At 64.1% G+C, this 14899-nt stretch carries 16 protein-coding genes and 1 other RNA gene; 11 read left to right on the top strand and 6 right to left on the bottom strand.

Annotation, left to right across the window (positions count from 1 at the left end):
• The first annotated feature begins 40 nt into the window (after positions 1-40).
• On the top strand, positions 41-454 hold the full coding sequence (locus LJY18_RS04815) for a flagellar basal body-associated protein FliL (RefSeq protein ID WP_238040650.1): 414 nt from the start codon (positions 41-43) through the stop codon (positions 452-454).
• Positions 455-544: 90 nt separating this feature from the next.
• On the opposite strand, the gene LJY18_RS04810 is transcribed toward LJY18_RS04815, so the two are convergent.
• On the bottom strand, positions 545-2386 hold the full coding sequence (locus LJY18_RS04810; RefSeq protein WP_238040649.1) for a sensor domain-containing diguanylate cyclase: 1842 nt from the start codon (positions 2384-2386) through the stop codon (positions 545-547).
• 65 nt (positions 2387-2451) lie between these two features.
• On the bottom strand, positions 2452-2901 hold the full coding sequence (locus LJY18_RS04805; RefSeq protein WP_238040648.1) for an EVE domain-containing protein: 450 nt from the start codon (positions 2899-2901) through the stop codon (positions 2452-2454).
• Positions 2902-3099: 198 nt separating this feature from the next.
• On the opposite strand from LJY18_RS04805, the gene LJY18_RS22475 reads away from it, so the two are divergent.
• Positions 3100-3231 (top strand): hypothetical protein, encoded by a 132-nt coding sequence (locus LJY18_RS22475; RefSeq protein WP_269137667.1) that lies wholly within the window; start codon positions 3100-3102, stop codon positions 3229-3231.
• A 42-nt stretch (positions 3232-3273) separates the two neighbouring features.
• Here LJY18_RS22475 and LJY18_RS04800 read toward each other — a convergent pair whose 3' ends face one another.
• The 4 genes from LJY18_RS04800 to LJY18_RS04785 all read right to left on the bottom strand — a co-directional run bounded on the left by LJY18_RS04800 (position 3274) and on the right by LJY18_RS04785 (position 4658).
• Complete coding sequence (locus LJY18_RS04800) at positions 3274-3870, bottom strand: 5-formyltetrahydrofolate cyclo-ligase (protein ID WP_238040647.1); 597 nt, start codon at positions 3868-3870, stop codon at positions 3274-3276.
• 49 nt (positions 3871-3919) lie between these two features.
• A non-coding RNA gene (gene ssrS / locus LJY18_RS04795) (6S RNA) lies at positions 3920-4098 on the bottom strand.
• A 33-nt stretch (positions 4099-4131) separates the two neighbouring features.
• Entirely contained in the window at positions 4132-4452 is a 321-nt protein-coding gene (locus LJY18_RS04790; protein WP_238040646.1) for a cell division protein ZapA, read from the bottom strand.
• Positions 4449-4658 carry a TIGR02449 family protein gene (locus tag LJY18_RS04785; RefSeq protein WP_238040645.1) on the bottom strand — a complete coding sequence of 70 codons (210 nt, stop codon included), beginning with the start codon at positions 4656-4658 and terminating at the stop codon, positions 4449-4451. Before LJY18_RS04785 ends, LJY18_RS04790 begins: the two co-directional genes overlap by 4 nt.
• Positions 4659-4814: 156 nt before the next feature.
• Between LJY18_RS04785 and LJY18_RS04780 the strand changes: the two genes are divergently transcribed.
• From LJY18_RS04780 to gcvH, 9 genes are all read left to right on the top strand, one after another.
• Positions 4815-5369 (top strand): YecA/YgfB family protein, encoded by a 555-nt coding sequence (locus LJY18_RS04780; RefSeq protein ID WP_238040644.1) that lies wholly within the window; start codon positions 4815-4817, stop codon positions 5367-5369.
• A gap of 35 nt (positions 5370-5404) precedes the next feature.
• Positions 5405-6739 carry a Xaa-Pro aminopeptidase gene (gene pepP / locus LJY18_RS04775; RefSeq protein ID WP_238040643.1) on the top strand — a complete coding sequence of 445 codons (1335 nt, stop codon included), beginning with the start codon at positions 5405-5407 and terminating at the stop codon, positions 6737-6739.
• Between the two features lie 4 nt (positions 6740-6743).
• Positions 6744-7931, top strand: a complete 1188-nt coding sequence (ubiH, locus tag LJY18_RS04770; protein WP_238040642.1) for a 2-octaprenyl-6-methoxyphenyl hydroxylase — start codon at positions 6744-6746, stop codon at positions 7929-7931.
• A gap of 3 nt (positions 7932-7934) precedes the next feature.
• Positions 7935-8417 (top strand): DUF4442 domain-containing protein, encoded by a 483-nt coding sequence (locus LJY18_RS04765; RefSeq protein ID WP_238040641.1) that lies wholly within the window; start codon positions 7935-7937, stop codon positions 8415-8417.
• A 9-nt stretch (positions 8418-8426) separates the two neighbouring features.
• On the top strand, positions 8427-9644 hold the full coding sequence (locus LJY18_RS04760) for a 2-octaprenyl-3-methyl-6-methoxy-1,4-benzoquinol hydroxylase (protein ID WP_238040640.1): 1218 nt from the start codon (positions 8427-8429) through the stop codon (positions 9642-9644).
• 204 nt (positions 9645-9848) lie between these two features.
• Positions 9849-10850 (top strand): extracellular solute-binding protein, encoded by a 1002-nt coding sequence (locus LJY18_RS04755; protein ID WP_238040639.1) that lies wholly within the window; start codon positions 9849-9851, stop codon positions 10848-10850.
• A gap of 134 nt (positions 10851-10984) precedes the next feature.
• A complete protein-coding gene (locus LJY18_RS04750; protein ID WP_238040638.1) occupies positions 10985-12601 on the top strand; it encodes an ABC transporter permease in 1617 nt (538 codons plus the stop codon).
• Positions 12602-12806: 205 nt separating this feature from the next.
• A complete protein-coding gene (gene gcvT / locus LJY18_RS04745) occupies positions 12807-13904 on the top strand; it encodes a glycine cleavage system aminomethyltransferase GcvT (protein ID WP_238040637.1) in 1098 nt (365 codons plus the stop codon).
• A gap of 383 nt (positions 13905-14287) precedes the next feature.
• Positions 14288-14677 carry a glycine cleavage system protein GcvH gene (gene gcvH, locus LJY18_RS04740; RefSeq protein WP_238040636.1) on the top strand — a complete coding sequence of 130 codons (390 nt, stop codon included), beginning with the start codon at positions 14288-14290 and terminating at the stop codon, positions 14675-14677.
• The last annotated feature ends 222 nt before the right edge of the window (positions 14678-14899 follow it).

The raw sequence follows: 14899 nt of genomic DNA, 5'->3' as shown, positions 1-14899 counted from the left end.
CTATGGCTATGCTAGGCGCCCCTGTGGAGGATTACCCCCTGTGAAAGTCTGGATCGCACTGTTGTTGGCCCTGTCCCTGCCTGTGATGGCATTCGCCGAGGAAGCGGAGAAAGAACCGGAAGAGGGCGCGCCGCCGACGGTTGCCTATGTCAGTCTGGTGCCGGCGTTGGTGGGTAATTTCGGTTCGGGACCCAAGCTCAAGTTCTACAAGGCGGACATCGCGCTGCGGGTCAGCGGTGCTGCAGCCGAGGCCAAGGTCAAGCACCACGAGCCGCTGATTCGCAATCAGCTGGTGATGCTGTTTTCCCAGCAGACCGAGGAGGGCATAGCTGCCGCCGGCGCCAAGGAGGTCTTGCGCCAGGAAGCGCTCAAGCAGGTGCAGGACGTCATCACCCAGGAAGAAGGCCAGCCGCTGGTGGACGACCTGCTGTTCAACAACCTGATCATTCAGTAACGCCAGCGCGCAAGGCGGCCACGCGGCTGCAGCTTTGCGGCTGAAGGGGGAGCATAGGGTGCGTTGGACTCGCGGGTCGGACACCTAGCCTCATGCCTCGCCCTGCCAGACGCAGATGCGGTTGCGGCCCTCGTGCTTGGCGCGGTAAAGCGCCTGGTCGCAGTGTGCGACCAGCAGGTCTGGCGACTCACCGCTGCCTGGTTCGACAACCGCCACGCCGATGCTCAGGGTCAGGCGCCCCGGCGGGTTGGTCGGGTGGGCGAGGTTCAGCGCTTCGAGTAGTTGCTGAACCCGATAGGCGACATGCAGGCCGCCCTCCAGCCCAGTATCGGCGAGGATGATGGCGAACTCCTCGCCGCCGTAGCGGCAGGCGCTGTCGCCCTCGCGCTGCAGGCTCGTGTGCAGGACCTCGGAAACCTGGCGCAGTGCATCGTCGCCAGCCAGATGGCCAAGTTGGTCGTTGTAGCTCTTGAAGTAATCGATATCCAGCATCAGAAGGGTCAGCGCAGTGCCTTGACGGCGCAGGCGGCGCCACTCGCTATTGAGTTGGCTGTCGAAAAAGCGTCGGTTGTACAGGCCGGTCAAACCGTCCTGCTGCGACAGGCGTTGCAGCTGCGCTTCGAGTTGCAGGCGCTGGCTATTGTCGCGGGTTACCCCGATCAGGTATTCGTGATCGTTGACCCGCACCAGTTGTGCGCTGATTTCCGCAGCCTGTTCACTGCCGTCGTGCCGGAGCATCTTCTGCTGGAAGATGCCTGGCAGCTTGTCCTGTTGGGCCAGGCGCACGTTCTCCAGCCAGTCGTGGTAGCCCGGCAGCAGCTGTTCCGGATCCTGCTTGAGCAGTGCGCGGAAGGCTTCTGCGCTGTAGCCCAGGCTGCCGTAGGTGGCCTGGTTCATGTGCAGGATGTCGCGGCTCTGCGGGTCGATGATGAACAGGCCGTCTTGGCTGGAGTCGGTCAGGTCGAGCACCAGTTGCAGGCGTTCACGGCTGTCGCGCAGCACTTGCTCGATCTGTTCGCGCTGCTCCAGTTCATCGTTCAGGCGCCGGTTGCCAGCTTGCAGAGCGCTGGCGCGCCGCGCATTGGCCAGCGCCAGACCGAGGGCCGCGACCATCAACACGCTGATGGTCAGGCTGGCACCGAGGACGACTTGCGGCAGGGGGGTGGCCAGTCGTTGCACCAACTGTTCGGTGGGCTTCAGGCGCAGGGCAAAGTTCTGGTTGTTCAACAGGTCAAGCGGCACCTCCTGCTGCAGGGCGTCGAGGGCATCGGGCTGTTCGTGGCTGTAGATTGGCCGGCCCGCTTCTAGCAGGTAGGCGCTGAAGTCCCCGTTGTCGAGCGGAATGAGCAATTCGTCCATCAGGCGCTCGACGCGAAACACCCCTTGGAGGAAACCGTCGAATACCCGCACCTGCTGGGCGTCGCGGATATACAGCGGGGTATAGAGAATGAAACCGCGCCCGCCCTGGAGCAGGGCGAAGCTGTTGGAGAAGCGGGGCTCGCCCGAGGCCTTGGCCCGAATGGCCAGGTTGAAGTTGGGGTGGGCCGGGGTCAGGCGGAATTGCCGGGCCGCTTCGTTGCCCTGCAGGGGCTCGATCCAGCGCATCGCCAGGTCGGCGTCGAGCCATTGGATCGCCTGGTAGCCTTTGAAACGCTCGAGCGAGAAGCGGCAGTCGAGCAGCCATTCGTCCAGCGGGATGCGCCCGCGGTAATTCCATTGCAGGGCGATGCGGCGCAGGCCGTCGACCTGATCGTGCAGGCTGGCTTCCAGTTGTCGGGCAAGACCGCGCGCCTGGTAGTCGACGCGTTCGGCGACACGCTCCTGCTGAGCGGACAGCAGTCGCTGCCAAAGCAGCAGACTGGCCAGGCACAGGCCCAGGAGCAAGGCTGCCAGCGCCAAGCGAGTGGCCCAAGAGGACTGAGAGCGCAGCATAGACTGGATCCGCGAAGAGTCGCTCATGTCATAGCACAGTGCCGGTTCACTGCGCCAGAGCTCGCTCAGCGACGCGCGAGGATTGCCGCCCATTGTTCGGCGCTGACCGGCATCACCGACAGACGACTGCCTTTGTGCACCAGGGGCAGTTCCAGCAAGGCGCTTTGCGCCTTCAGTTCGGCCAGGGGGATGACCCGGCTGAAGGCTTCGACAAAGGTCACGTCGACCGCGCTCCAGGGATTTTTCTCTTTGCTGGCCTTGGCGTCGAAGTAATGGCTGTGCGGATCCAGCGCCGTCGGGTCGGCATAGGCGAGGCTGCTGATGCAGGCGATGCCAGCGATGCCCGGTTCTGGGCAGCTGGAGTGATAAAAGAACACCTGATCGCCAATCTGCATGCTGCGCATAAAGTTGCGCGCCTGATAATTGCGCACGCCATCCCAGCGAGCTTGGCCGAGGCGCTGCAGGTCGTGGATCGACAGTTCGTCGGGTTCCGATTTCATCAGCCAATAAGGCATGAACTTTGCTCCCTTAAGTCGGTCCTTGCTGCGTGCTGATGGTCGTACGCGCAGCTGACGACCGTTTGGCGCCAGAAATTGCTTGGTTGTGGCAGTAGGCAGACAATGCAGGCCTTTGCGCCAGACAGATATTACGGCCGATAAAAATAAAGCCGCCGGTCCACCGTGCGCAGCATGCCTCGAAGGGGGAGGCATCCAATGAAACGTAAACCAGATCTTTTGTGGGTATTAGTCGTCCTGTTCAGCCTGGGTGTGGTCACTACGGGTTACACCCAGAGCCAATGGGAGCGCCAGGGTGATGTGCCCGTTAACGTCTCCCGGCAGCCTTGATCCGCCATGCGCCGCAGGGATCGCGGCGCCACCAAATGCAGCTCAGTACCACGCCTTATCCGTCACCGTCGCCTTGAGCGGCACATCCCAGCTGGCCAGTGCCAGCCGATCTACCTGCTGACATTCATGCGCCAGGCCCAATAAGGTCGGGTTGTGCCATTTTTTGCGCACCCCGCGATACGCCAGGCTGCGATCATAAAAGCCGCCGCCCATGCCGATGCGTCCGCCGTGGCGGTCGAAGCCGACCAACGGTAGCAGCACCAGGTCCAGTGCCCATACCTTGCGTTGCTGTGCACGATTGTGGTGCGGCTCGGGGATGCGAAAGCGATTGGGTTTCAGGGTCTCGTGCGGATGCACGCGCTGAAACACCATTTTGCTGCGCGGCCAGCGATTGAGTATCGGCAGGTAGGTGGCCTTGCCGCGGCGTTGAGCCGCGCGTAACAGCTGCGTGGGGTCTATTTCGCCATCGTTGGGCAGGTACAGGGCGATATGTCTGGCGCGCCGAAACAGCGGGTGTTGGGCCAGCTGTCGGTACAGCTGGCGGGCGGCCCGGCGTTGCGCTTGAGGACTGAGGGCGCGGCGCTTTTGCCGCAGCAGGCGGCGCAATTGCGGGCGGGTCAGGTCGGCTGAGTCGAGCATGGTCAGGCGTGGCACCTGCTGCCGGCAGAAGGCCGCAGGTGTGAAAGGAAGACTCCCCGACGTGCCGCTGTCGGCTTAGCCCTTGAACCCGAAAGTTCAAGGTGGAGGTTGCATGAGGCGTTAAGGCTTTCCGTCAGGCGGACATGCACACCGGCCTCAATAAGCAACCCCCGGGTTTGTGCGTATCGGCTCAGGGACATCACCAACTGGCGCACACTCCAGGGAGCGGCGGCCAGTATACCTGAAACCACTGCGCCGCAATCAGCGAGCTTGGCCATCGTCATCTTCATCGTTGGCCAGGGCATGGTCGACGCGCTGGAGCAGGTCGCGCACATGATCGCGGGTCGAGGTCGTTTGCTGGTCTAGGTTGTCCTGCTTGTGCAGCAGGTCGTGGGTGATGTTCAGTGCGGCCATGACCGCTATGCGATCGGCGCCGATGACTTTGCCACTGCTGCGGATCTCGCGCATCTTGCCGTCCAGGTAATGCGCGGCGCTTTCCAGGTTGGTGTGTTCACCTGGCGGGCAGGCGATGCAATATTCTTTGTCCAGGATATGGACGGTAACGGTATTCGACTGGGTCATGAGTCCTGCTCCAGGGCTTTGAGGCGCGAAATCATGGATTCGACCTTGTGCCGGGCCATTTCGTTCTTTTCGATTAGATGGGCGCGCTCCTCGCGCCAGGCCTGTTCATTGGCCAGGAGAACCCGATTGTGGGCCTTGAGCTGCTCGACGCGCTGGATCAGCTGGTCCAGCTTGGTCGTGAGGGCGTGCAGGTCGACGTCTTCCATGGGGTCTCGCTAAGGCAAGGATTGACCGGACTATATAGGCTTGTACCCGGATGAGGTCAAACCTTGCGCCGGCCTTGGATGGTCTTGGCGCGCCTGCCGGTGCTAGGATACGAGACCTTCATTCTAGTGATTGCGCCGCTTGGCGCCTAGTGATCTATGCCGACTTCAAGTTCTCCTTATACCGCTTTCGCCGCCCTGCTCGCCAGCAGTGGCCATCCCGTTTCCCCGGCCGAGCTGCATGGCCTGCTGCTGGGCCGCAGTTGTGCCGGTGCCGGCTTCGATGTCGACGCCTGGCTGGTGGATGCCGCCGAGTTGCTTGGCGCCGCGCCGCAAGACAATGTGCGCCAGGCATTGATTGGTTTGCAGGAGATGGTCAAGGGCGAGTTGTCCGGTGACGAGGTCACAGTGGTGCTGCTGTTGCCATCCGATGACGCGCCGCTGCGCGAGCGTGCCGTTGCCTTGGGCCAGTGGTGCCAGGGTTTCCTCGGCGGCTTCGGCCTGACCGCACGTGACAGCGCCCTGAGCGCCGAGGCGATGGAGGTGCTGCAGGATCTCTCGGCCATTGCCCAGGTGCAGAACGCCCTGGAAGACTCGGAGGATGGCGAGAACGACTACATGGAAGTGATGGAATACCTGCGGGTGGCCCCGCTGTTGCTGTTCAGTGAATGCAGCAAGCCTGTAGCCGCAGCCGCCAAACCGTCGCTGCACTGACTTCTTTACGCCTTAGAAATGGATCCAGCCTGCCCATGATCAGCATCCCCAAGTCGGAATACGCCCGTCGGCGCAAGGCGTTGATGGCGCAGATGGAGCCCAACAGCATCGCCATCCTGCCGGCGGCGCCGGTGTACATCCGCAACCGCGACGTCGAACACGTCTACCGCCAGGACAGCGACTTTCAGTACCTCTCCGGCTTCCCCGAGCCGGAGGCGGTAATCGCGCTGATTCCCGGCCGCGAACATGGCGAATACGTGCTGTTTTGCCGCGAACGCGATCCCGAGCGCGAGCTGTGGGATGGTCTGCGCGCCGGTCAGGACGGCGCGATCGGCCATTACGGCGCCGACGATGCCTTCCCGATTAGCGACATCGACGACATCCTCCCCGGTCTGATCGAAGGCCGCGAGCGGGTGTACTACGCCATGGGCACCAATCAGGAGTTCGACCGGCACCTGATGGACTGGATCAACGTGATCCGCTCCAAAGCGCGTCAAGGTGCGCAGCCGCCCAACGAGTTCGTCGCCCTCGACCACCTGCTGCACGACATGCGCCTGTACAAATCGGCCAACGAGGTCAAGGTGATGAAGGAGGCCGCGCAGATTTCCGCGCGCGCCCATGTGCGCGCCATGCAGGCCAGCCGTGCCGGCCTGCATGAGTTCCACCTGGAAGCCGAGCTGGACTACGAATTCCGCAAGGGCGGGGCGAAGATGCCGGCCTACGGCTCGATCGTCGCTGCCGGCAAGAATGCCTGCATCCTGCACTACCGCGAGAACGACGCACCGCTCAAGGACGGTGACCTGGTGCTGATCGACGCCGGCTGCGAGATCGACTGCTACGCCAGCGACATCACCCGCTGCTTCCCGGTCAGCGGCAGGTTTTCGCCCGAGCAGAAGGCCATCTACGAGCTGGTGCTGGCCGCCAACGAGGAGGCGTTCAAGCACATTGCCCCGGGCAAGCACTGGAACGAAGCCCATGAAGCCACGGTGCGGGTGATCACCGCCGGCCTGGTGGAATTGGGCCTGCTGCAGGGCGAGGTCGACGAGCTGATCGCCGCCGAGGCCTACAAGCCCTTCTACATGCACCGCGCGGGTCACTGGCTGGGCATGGACGTGCACGATGTTGGCGACTACAAGGTTGGCGGCGAGTGGCGGGTGCTGGAGGTCGGCATGGCCATGACCGTCGAGCCGGGCATCTACATCGCGGTGAACAACGCCACTGTGGCGAAGAAATGGCGCGGCATCGGTGTGCGCATCGAAGATGACGTGGTGGTGACCAAGAGCGGTTGCGAGGTGCTTAGCCATGGCGTGCCGAAATCCGTCGCCGAGATCGAGGCGCTGATGGCCGCCGCGCCCACAGTGGCGGCCTGAACCCATGCAGCGAGTCGATCTGGCAATCATCGGCGGCGGCCTGGTCGGCGCCAGTCTGGCCCTGGCCCTGCAGGACGAGGCCAAGGTGCGCGGCTGGCGCATCAGCCTGATCGAGCCTTTTGCGCCGGGCGAAGGTTATCAGCCGAGCTACGATGCGCGATCTACTGCGCTGTCCTACGGCACGCGGCTGATCTACCAGCGCCTTGGCTTGTGGCAGGCCATCAGTGAGCGCGCCGAACCGATACGGCAGATCCACGTATCCGATCGCGGCCGCTTTGCCGCGGCGCGCCTGAGCGCCAAGGACGAGGGCGTGCCGGCGCTGGGCTATGTGGTGGAAAACGCCTGGTTGGGCCAGTGCCTGTGGCAGGCCCTGGATCCGCAGGTGGTCAGTTGGCGCACCCCGGCCCAGGTGACTCGCCTGGATGCGCAGGAGCAGGGTTATCGACTGACCCTGGATGATGAGTCCAGCCTGGCCTGCGACCTGGCGATTCTGGCCGATGGTGGCCGCTCCGGCCTGCGCGAGCAGTTGAGCATTGGCGTCAGCCACAAGCCTTACGGTCAGAGTGCGCTGATCGCCAATATCAGTCCGCAGGACGATCACCAGGGGCAGGCCTTCGAGCGCTTCACCGCAGAGGGGCCGATGGCCATGCTGCCTCTGGCAGACCAGCGCTGTGCGCTGGTCTGGACTCGCTCGACGGCAGATGCCGAGCGCTTGCTGCGGCTGGATGAGGCAGGCTTTCTCGAGGAATTGCAGCAGGCCTTCGGTTATCGCCTCGGCGCCTTGCGCCAGGTTGGTGCGCGGCACCTGTATCCGCTGGCGCTGACCGCGGCCGAAGAACAGGTGCGCGCCCATCTGGTGGTGCTCGGCAATGCCGCGCACAGCCTGCACCCGATTGCGGGACAAGGTTACAACCTGTCCCTGCGCGACACCTTGGCGTTGGCCGAGACGCTTCAGGCCAGCAGTGCGCCCCTGGGCGATCTGGCCACCTTGCAGGGTTACCTGCGGCGGCAGCGGGTCGACCAGCAATTGACCGTGGGTTTTTCCGATCAGGTCACTCGCTTGTTCAGCAGTGGTGAACCGCTGCTGGCCGCCGGGCGCGGCCTGGGCCTGCTTGGCCTGGACCTGCTGCCGCCGGCCAAGCGCTGGTTTGCCCGCCAGGCCATGGGCCTGGGCACCCGTGTGGAGCGCTAGGCCATGACGGCTCGCCGTTTGGCGCGCAAGGCGCGGATGCTGCGCTGGGCGATGAATATCTATCCGCCCTACCTGGGCGCCGGGGTGTGGGTGCGGCATATCGGCGCGGACTTCCGCCAGGTACAGGTCAGGATGGGCCTGGGCTGGTACAACCGTAACTATGTCGGCACCCAGTTCGGCGGCAGTCTGTATTCGATGACCGATCCGTTTTTCATGCTGATGCTGATGGAGAACCTCGGGCGCGACTATATCGTCTGGGACAAGGCCGCCAGCATCGACTTCATCGCGCCGGGCAAAGGTTCGGTGTACGCCGACTTCAGCATCGGCGACGAGCTGTTGCAGGACATCCGTGCGCAGACCGCCGCTGGTGACAAATACCTGCCCGAGCTTCAGGTCGAGGTGCGTGACGGCGCCGGAACCCTGGTGGCGCGGGTGCACAAGACCTTGTACGTGCGGCTCAAGCCCCGTGCCCGACAGGCAGTTTAAGGAATCAACATGCGTGCGGATCTGATCATCGTCGGTGCCGGTATGGTCGGCAGCGCCCTGGCGCTGGCCCTGCAAGAGCAGGGCTTGGACATTCTCCTGATCGACGGCGGGCCGCTCAGCGTCAAGCCGTTCGACCCTGCCGCGGCCTTCGAACCGCGGGTCAGTGCGCTGTCGATCGCCAGTCAGCGGGTGCTCGAGCGGCTCGGCGTGTGGCAGGGCGTCGCCGCCCGCCGCAGCAGCCCCTATGCCGAGATGCAGGTGTGGGACGGTTCCGGTACCGGGCAGATTCACTTCAGTGCGGCCAGCGTGCATGCCGAGACGCTCGGCCATATCGTCGAGAACCGTGTGGTGCAGGACGCCTTGCTCGAGCGTCTGCACGACGGCAATGTCGGCCTGCTGAACAACGCTCGCCTGGAGCAGTTGCGCCGTTCCGGCGACGACTGGCTGCTGACCCTGACCGACGGCCGCCAGTTGCGCACGCCCTTGCTGGTCGCCGCCGATGGGGCCAACTCGGCGGTACGCCGCCTGGCTGGTTGCGCCACCCGCGAGTGGGATTACCTGCACCATGCCATCGTCACCAGCGTGCGCTGCGCCGAGGCGCACCAGGCCACGGCCTGGCAGCGCTTTACCGACGACGGTCCGCTGGCCTTTCTGCCCTTGGCATCTGCGCCAGGCGAGCACTGGTGTTCGATCGTCTGGTCGGTCACGCCGAGCGAGGCCCAGCGGCTGATGGCGCTGGACGACGACGGTTTCTGTGTCGAACTGGGCAAGGCCTTCGAGCATCGCCTGGGCGCGGTGCTGCACGCCGATCCGCGGCTGTGCATTCCGTTGCGCCAGCGCCACGCCAAGCGTTACATCGAAGATGGGCTGGCGCTGATCGGCGATGCCGCGCACAGCATCCACCCGCTGGCCGGGCAGGGCGTCAACCTGGGCTTTCTCGACGCTGCCGTGCTGGCCGAGGAGCTGCTGCATGCCCTGGCGCGTGGCGAGCGTCTGGCCGATGAGCGCGTACTGAGTCGCTACGAGCGTCGGCGCATGCCGCATAACCTGGCGATGATGGCGGCGATGGAGGGTTTCGAGCGGCTGTTCCAGGCCGATCCATTACCGCTGCGCTGGCTGCGCAACGCTGGCCTCAACTGGGTCGATGAATTGCCCGAGGCCAAGGCGCTGTTCGTCCGCCAGGCGCTGGGCCTCAGTGGCGACTTGCCGGAACTGGCGCGCGTCTGAAGCCGTCGCCACCGCTCTCCCCTTTGGATCAGCCGTTGCTGCGCCTCTAGCGGCGCGGCGCGCCCTGCTGCGGATTAAAAGGTTGGCAAGGATTGACCCAAGTCATGGCGGATAATGTCTGCGCGGCGAACAATGGTTGAGAAACGAAATGACATTCACTATTATTTGATGTCTCGACTCACCTTCGCTCTAGAGGCAAGATCCATGCAGGTAAGTAAGCGTTTGTTTGCCGCTCTCACCCTCACCGCGCTGGCCGGCGCAGTCCAGGCTGCCGATGAAGTGGTGGTCTACTCCGCCCGTATCGACGAACTGATCAAGCCGGTCTTCGATGCCTACACCGCCAAGACCGGTGTCGCGGTGAAGTTCATCACCGACAAGGAAGCGCCGCTGCTGGCCCGCCTGCAGGCCGAAGGCGAGAACACCCCCGCCGACATGCTGATCACCGTGGATGCAGGCAACCTCTGGCAGGCCGAGCAGCAGGGTGTGCTCAAGCCGCTGAAATCCGAGGTGATCGAGGCCAATATTCCGCCTCAGTACCGTTCCAGCACCGGCGCCTGGACCGGCCTGTCGCTGCGCGCGCGGACCCTCGTCTACTCCACCGAGCGGGTTGAGCCGCAGGAGCTGTCCACTTACGAGGCCCTGGCTGACAAGAATTGGGAAGGCCGCCTGTGCCTGCGCACCAGCAAGAAGGTCTACAACCAGTCACTGACCGCCACCCTGATCGAAACCCATGGCGCCGAGAAAACCGAGTCGCTGATCAAGGGCTGGGTCGCCAACCTGGCGACCGACGTGTTCCCCGACGACACCGCGCTGATCCAGGCCATCGACGCCGGTCAATGCGATGTCGGCATCGTCAATACCTACTACTTCGGTCGTCTGCACAAACAGCAGCCTGATTTGAAGGCCAAGCTGTTCTGGCCGAACCAGGCTGACCGTGGCGTGCACGTTAACCTGTCCGGTGCCGGTGTCACCGCACACGCGCCCCACGCCGAGGCTGCCCAGAAGCTGCTGGAGTGGATGACCAGCGGGGAAGCCCAGGGTCTGTTCGCCAGCTTGAACCAGGAATTCCCGGCCAATCCGCAGATCGCACCTTCCGCCGAAGTCGCAGCCTGGGGCAGCTTCAAGGCCGACAGCATCCCGTTGGAAGTGGCCGGCAAGCGTCAGGCCGAAGCGATCATGTTGATGGATCGCGCCGGCTGGAACTGATTCAGGTCAGTGTCTGAGTGCCTACGGCAGGTTCGATTCGGTTTCCTGCTCAAGGCTGCAGTTATACTCCACGCCCCGGCTTAGTCCGGGGCGTTGTGTTTATGCCGTCGAAAACATAGTTTCGAGGATTCTGCGTGGCCCTTCCTGCCCAGCGTCGCTGGTACCCCATCGCCTTTGCCGTTGCCCTGCTGGTGTTGCTGCCGTTGAGCGTGCTGCTGTTCAGCTGGCATGAGGTGGATCGGCAGATCTGGGCGCACCTGTGGCAGACCCAGTTGCCGCGCCTGCTCGGCAATACCCTGATGCTGGTGCTCGGGGTCGGGGTCGGCGTCACTGTGCTCGGCGTCAGCCTGGCCTGGTTGACCAGTCTCTGCGAATTTCCCGGGCGGCGTTGGCTGGATTGGGCGCTGATGCTGCCCTTCGCCATTCCTGCCTATGTCCTGGCGTTTGTCTTCGTCGGCCTGCTGGACTTCGCCGGGCCGCTGCAAACCTTGCTGCGCGACTGGTTTGGCGCCGGCTTGCGCCTGCCGCCGGTGCGTTCCACTGGCGGCGTGATCATCGTCCTGGTGCTGGTGTTCTACCCCTATGTCTACCTGCTGGCGCGCAATGCCTTTCTGGCCCAGGGCAAGGGCCTGATGGAGGCGGCGCGGGTGCTTGGGCAGAGCCCCTGGCAGGCGTTCTGGCGGGTGGCCCTGCCGATGGCGCGGCCGGCCATCGGTGCCGGCCTGGCGCTGGCCATCATGGAGACCCTGGCTGATTTCGGCGCGGTCTCGGTGTTCAATTTCGATACCTTCACCACGGCCATCTACAAGACCTGGTACGGCTTTTACAGCCTGACCAGTGCCACCCAACTGGCCAGTCTGCTGTTGCTCGCGGTGATGCTGGTGCTCTATGGCGAGCGGCGTGCCCGCGGCGCCGTGCGCCCGGTCAGCGAGCGGCCCCGGGTCAAGGCGCTCTATCACCTCAAGGGTGGCCAGGCACTGGCCGCCAGCGCCTGGTGCGGCCTGGTGTTCGCCTGCGGTTTCGTGATTCCCGTGCTGCAGTTGCTGGTGTGGTTCTGGCAGCGCGGTCGTTTCGACCTGGACGAGCGCTACACCGCCCTGATTCTGCACACCCTCTACCTCGGTGGCATGGCCGCGTTAATCACGGTCAGTGTGGCCTTGCTGCTGGCCTTCGCCCGCCGTCAAGCGCCGACCCGGTTGATGCGCTCGACCGTCAGTCTGGCCAATCTCGGCTATGCGTTGCCGGGTTCGATGCTGGCAGTGGCAATCATGCTGGCCTTCAGTGTGCTTGACCGCGAACTGGTGATTCCGCTGTCCACTTGGCTCGGCGGCGCCGGCAAGCCGATCCTGCTCGGCAGCCTGTCGGCCTTGTTGCTGGCGTACCTGATTCGATTCATGGCGGTGGCATACGGCCCGCTGGAGAACAGCCTGGCGCGGATCCGGCCGTCGTTGCCGGAAGCCTCGCGCAGCCTTGGTGTCGGCGGCATTGGCCTGTTCTTCCGGGTCTACCTGCCGCTGCTGGTTCCGGGGGCGATGTCGGCGGCGCTGCTGGTGTTCGTCGATGTGCTCAAGGAAATGCCAGCGACCCTGCTGATGCGCCCCTTCGGCTGGGGCACCTTGTCGGTGCGGGTGTTCGAGATGACCAGCGAGGGCGAATGGGCGCGCGCTGCGTTGCCGGCCCTGACCCTGGTGCTGGTCGGCCTGCTGCCGGTGATCCTGCTGATCCGCCGCTCGGCGCGGCGGGCTGGCTAGGGCGGGCCGCGCCGCCGGTCCATGCGGCGTACTGCTTCGCGAGTATGGCCTACGGCCAAGATGACCCGCCGCGGTCTTGCGGCTACAATGCGCGCCATTCGCTGCGGCGCGTCATTACCACAGCTCGTGCCAGTGCCCTGATGCAAAGGGCTCAGCCGGCTTCAGCACTAGCCCGCAGCTTCGCCAAGCCCGGAAGGAGACACCCATGGGACAGCGCACCCCTCTCTATGACCTGCACCTCGCGTTAGGTGCCAAGATGGTCGATTTCGGTGGCTGGGACATGCCGCTGCACTATGGCTCGCAAGTCGAGGAGCATCACCAGGTGCGTCGCGACTGTGGGGTCTTCGACGTTTCCCACATGACCGTGATCGATGTATCCGGCAGTCAGGCCAAGGCCTATTTGCAGCACCTGCTGGCCAATGACGTGGAGAGTCTGCAGCTCTCCGGCAAGGCCCTGTACAGCGCCATGCTCAACGAGCAAGGTGGGGTGATCGACGATCTGATCGTCTACCTCACCGACTCGGCCGAGGGGCAGAGCGGCTATCGTCTGGTGGTCAATGCCGCTACCCGCGACAAGGATCTGGCCTGGATGCGTCAGCAGAGTGGTGCTTTCGCCGTCGAGCTGAATGAGCGCAGCGAACTGGCCATGCTCGCGATCCAGGGCCCGCATGCCCGCGCCAAGACCTGTGAACTGGTGAGCCAGGCCCGCGCCGCCCTGATCCACGAGCTCCAGCCGTTCCAGGGTCTGGCCGAAGGCGACTGGTTTATCGCCCGCACCGGCTACACCGGTGAGGATGGCCTGGAAATCATGTTGCCGGCCGATCAGGCTGTGGCGTTCTTCAATGACCTGGTCGGCGCCGGCACCTCGCCGATCGGCCTGGGCGCGCGCGATACCTTGCGCCTGGAGGCCGGGATGAACCTGTACGGCCAGGACATGGACGAGAACGTCACGCCGCTGGCGGCCAACATGGCCTGGAGCATCGCCTGGGCACCGGCCGGTCGCCAGTTTGTCGGGCGCCAGGTACTGGAAGAACTGAAGCGCGCTGGTACCCAGTCCAAGCTGGTCGGTCTGGTGCTGGAGGAGCGTGGCGTGCTGCGCGCCCATCAGGTGGTGAGGGTTGGCGGGGTGGGCGAGGGCGAGATTACCAGCGGCAGCTTCTCCCCGACCCTTGGCAAGTCCATCGCCCTGGCGCGCGTACCGACCGCCACTGGCGATCGCGCCGAAGTCGAGATTCGCGGTAAATGGTTTCCGGTCAGGGTGGTCAAGCCGATGTTTGTTCGCCACGGCAAGGCCCTGATCTGAACGCGACTGCAGGCTGCTTCAAGCCTGTAACCCGGATGGATCCGGACGCGCCGCCACCCGCTGGGTGCGGTTGTGTGCGCTATGGTTGCAATGACGTGCTTTCGCTAAGAGGGTGTTTACACATTACTGCGCTCGACCATGCTGCGTTGAAGTTAGCCTCGAGTGCGAGCCCAGTTAAAATGCTCATGTACTACTCGTACACTGCGTTTTTGCTTCGCTCGCCCTACGGGGCAGCCGGCGGCGGTTACTCCGCTGCGCTGCGTTTCGGCTGATTTCGCCTTGCCTGGCGATCGCTCGCTACTTTTGTAAGCACCCACTATGACCAACCCCTGCTAAATTCTCCTGACGGCGCGGTCGCCGTCATGTCTTACGAGGAACGACACATGAGCACTATCCCCGCCGATCTGCGTTACGCCACCAGCCACGAATGGGCCCGCCTGGAAGCCGATGGCACGGTCACCGTCGGTATTTCCGATCACGCTCAGGAAGCCTTGGGCGACGTGGTCTTTATCGAACTGCCGGAAGTCGGCAAGACCCTGGCAGCCGGTCAGGAGGCCGGGGTGGTGGAGTCGGTCAAGGCCGCATCCGATATCTACACGCCGGTGGGCGGCGAGGTGATCGCGATCAACCAGGATCTGGCCGACAGTCCCGAGAGCGTTAACAGCGACCCCTATGCCAGCTGGTTCTTCAAGCTCAAGCCAAGCGATGTCAGCGAGCTGGACAAGCTGCTCGATGCGGCCGCCTACAAGGCTGCAGCCGGCGACGACGCCTGATCGGCTCGCGCCAGACCGGCCCTGTCGGGCTGGTTTGTGCGCAGGGTGCGCGGTATTGCCCAGGTCGATGGAGTCTCGCGATGTCGAGCTGTGGGCATTTCACGCGCCGTTGATCCTCCTGGTGATGCCCGCCTGCGTCCGTTGCCTGACGGTTCAGCGGCATCGCCAACGCCTGGGTAGGGGCGGTTTCCTGCTAAGGTAGACATCCGCTACCCCCTGTCT

Origin of the sequence: Pseudomonas sp. MMS21 TM103, from assembly GCF_022132145.1 — a bacterium.
In the GTDB taxonomy this organism is placed as follows: domain Bacteria; phylum Pseudomonadota; class Gammaproteobacteria; order Pseudomonadales; family Pseudomonadaceae; genus Aquipseudomonas.
The sequence above is the reverse complement of the archived record's forward strand: the minus strand, read 5'-3'. Positions and strand labels throughout refer to the sequence as shown.

Excerpts from the sequence above, each read along its gene's own strand:
- LJY18_RS04800 (WP_238040647.1), bottom strand. The coding sequence starts at position 3,870 with ATGCTCGACTCAGCCGACCTGACCCGCCCGCAATTGCGCCGCCTGCTG.
- LJY18_RS04785 (WP_238040645.1), bottom strand. The coding sequence starts at position 4,658 with ATGGAAGACGTCGACCTGCACGCCCTCACGACCAAGCTGGACCAGCTG.
- LJY18_RS04810 (WP_238040649.1), bottom strand. The coding sequence starts at position 2,386 with ATGCTGCGCTCTCAGTCCTCTTGGGCCACTCGCTTGGCGCTGGCAGCC.
- LJY18_RS04760 (WP_238040640.1), top strand. The coding sequence starts at position 8,427 with ATGCGTGCGGATCTGATCATCGTCGGTGCCGGTATGGTCGGCAGCGCC.
- LJY18_RS04755 (WP_238040639.1), top strand. The coding sequence starts at position 9,849 with ATGCAGGTAAGTAAGCGTTTGTTTGCCGCTCTCACCCTCACCGCGCTG.
- gcvH (WP_238040636.1), top strand. The coding sequence starts at position 14,288 with ATGAGCACTATCCCCGCCGATCTGCGTTACGCCACCAGCCACGAATGG.
- LJY18_RS04805 (WP_238040648.1), bottom strand. The coding sequence starts at position 2,901 with ATGCCTTATTGGCTGATGAAATCGGAACCCGACGAACTGTCGATCCAC.
- LJY18_RS22475 (WP_269137667.1), top strand. The coding sequence starts at position 3,100 with ATGAAACGTAAACCAGATCTTTTGTGGGTATTAGTCGTCCTGTTCAGC.
- pepP (WP_238040643.1), top strand. The coding sequence starts at position 5,405 with ATGATCAGCATCCCCAAGTCGGAATACGCCCGTCGGCGCAAGGCGTTG.
- gcvT (WP_238040637.1), top strand. The coding sequence starts at position 12,807 with ATGGGACAGCGCACCCCTCTCTATGACCTGCACCTCGCGTTAGGTGCC.
- ubiH (WP_238040642.1), top strand. The coding sequence starts at position 6,744 with ATGCAGCGAGTCGATCTGGCAATCATCGGCGGCGGCCTGGTCGGCGCC.
- LJY18_RS04780 (WP_238040644.1), top strand. The coding sequence starts at position 4,815 with ATGCCGACTTCAAGTTCTCCTTATACCGCTTTCGCCGCCCTGCTCGCC.
- LJY18_RS04790 (WP_238040646.1), bottom strand. The coding sequence starts at position 4,452 with ATGACCCAGTCGAATACCGTTACCGTCCATATCCTGGACAAAGAATAT.
- LJY18_RS04765 (WP_238040641.1), top strand. The coding sequence starts at position 7,935 with ATGACGGCTCGCCGTTTGGCGCGCAAGGCGCGGATGCTGCGCTGGGCG.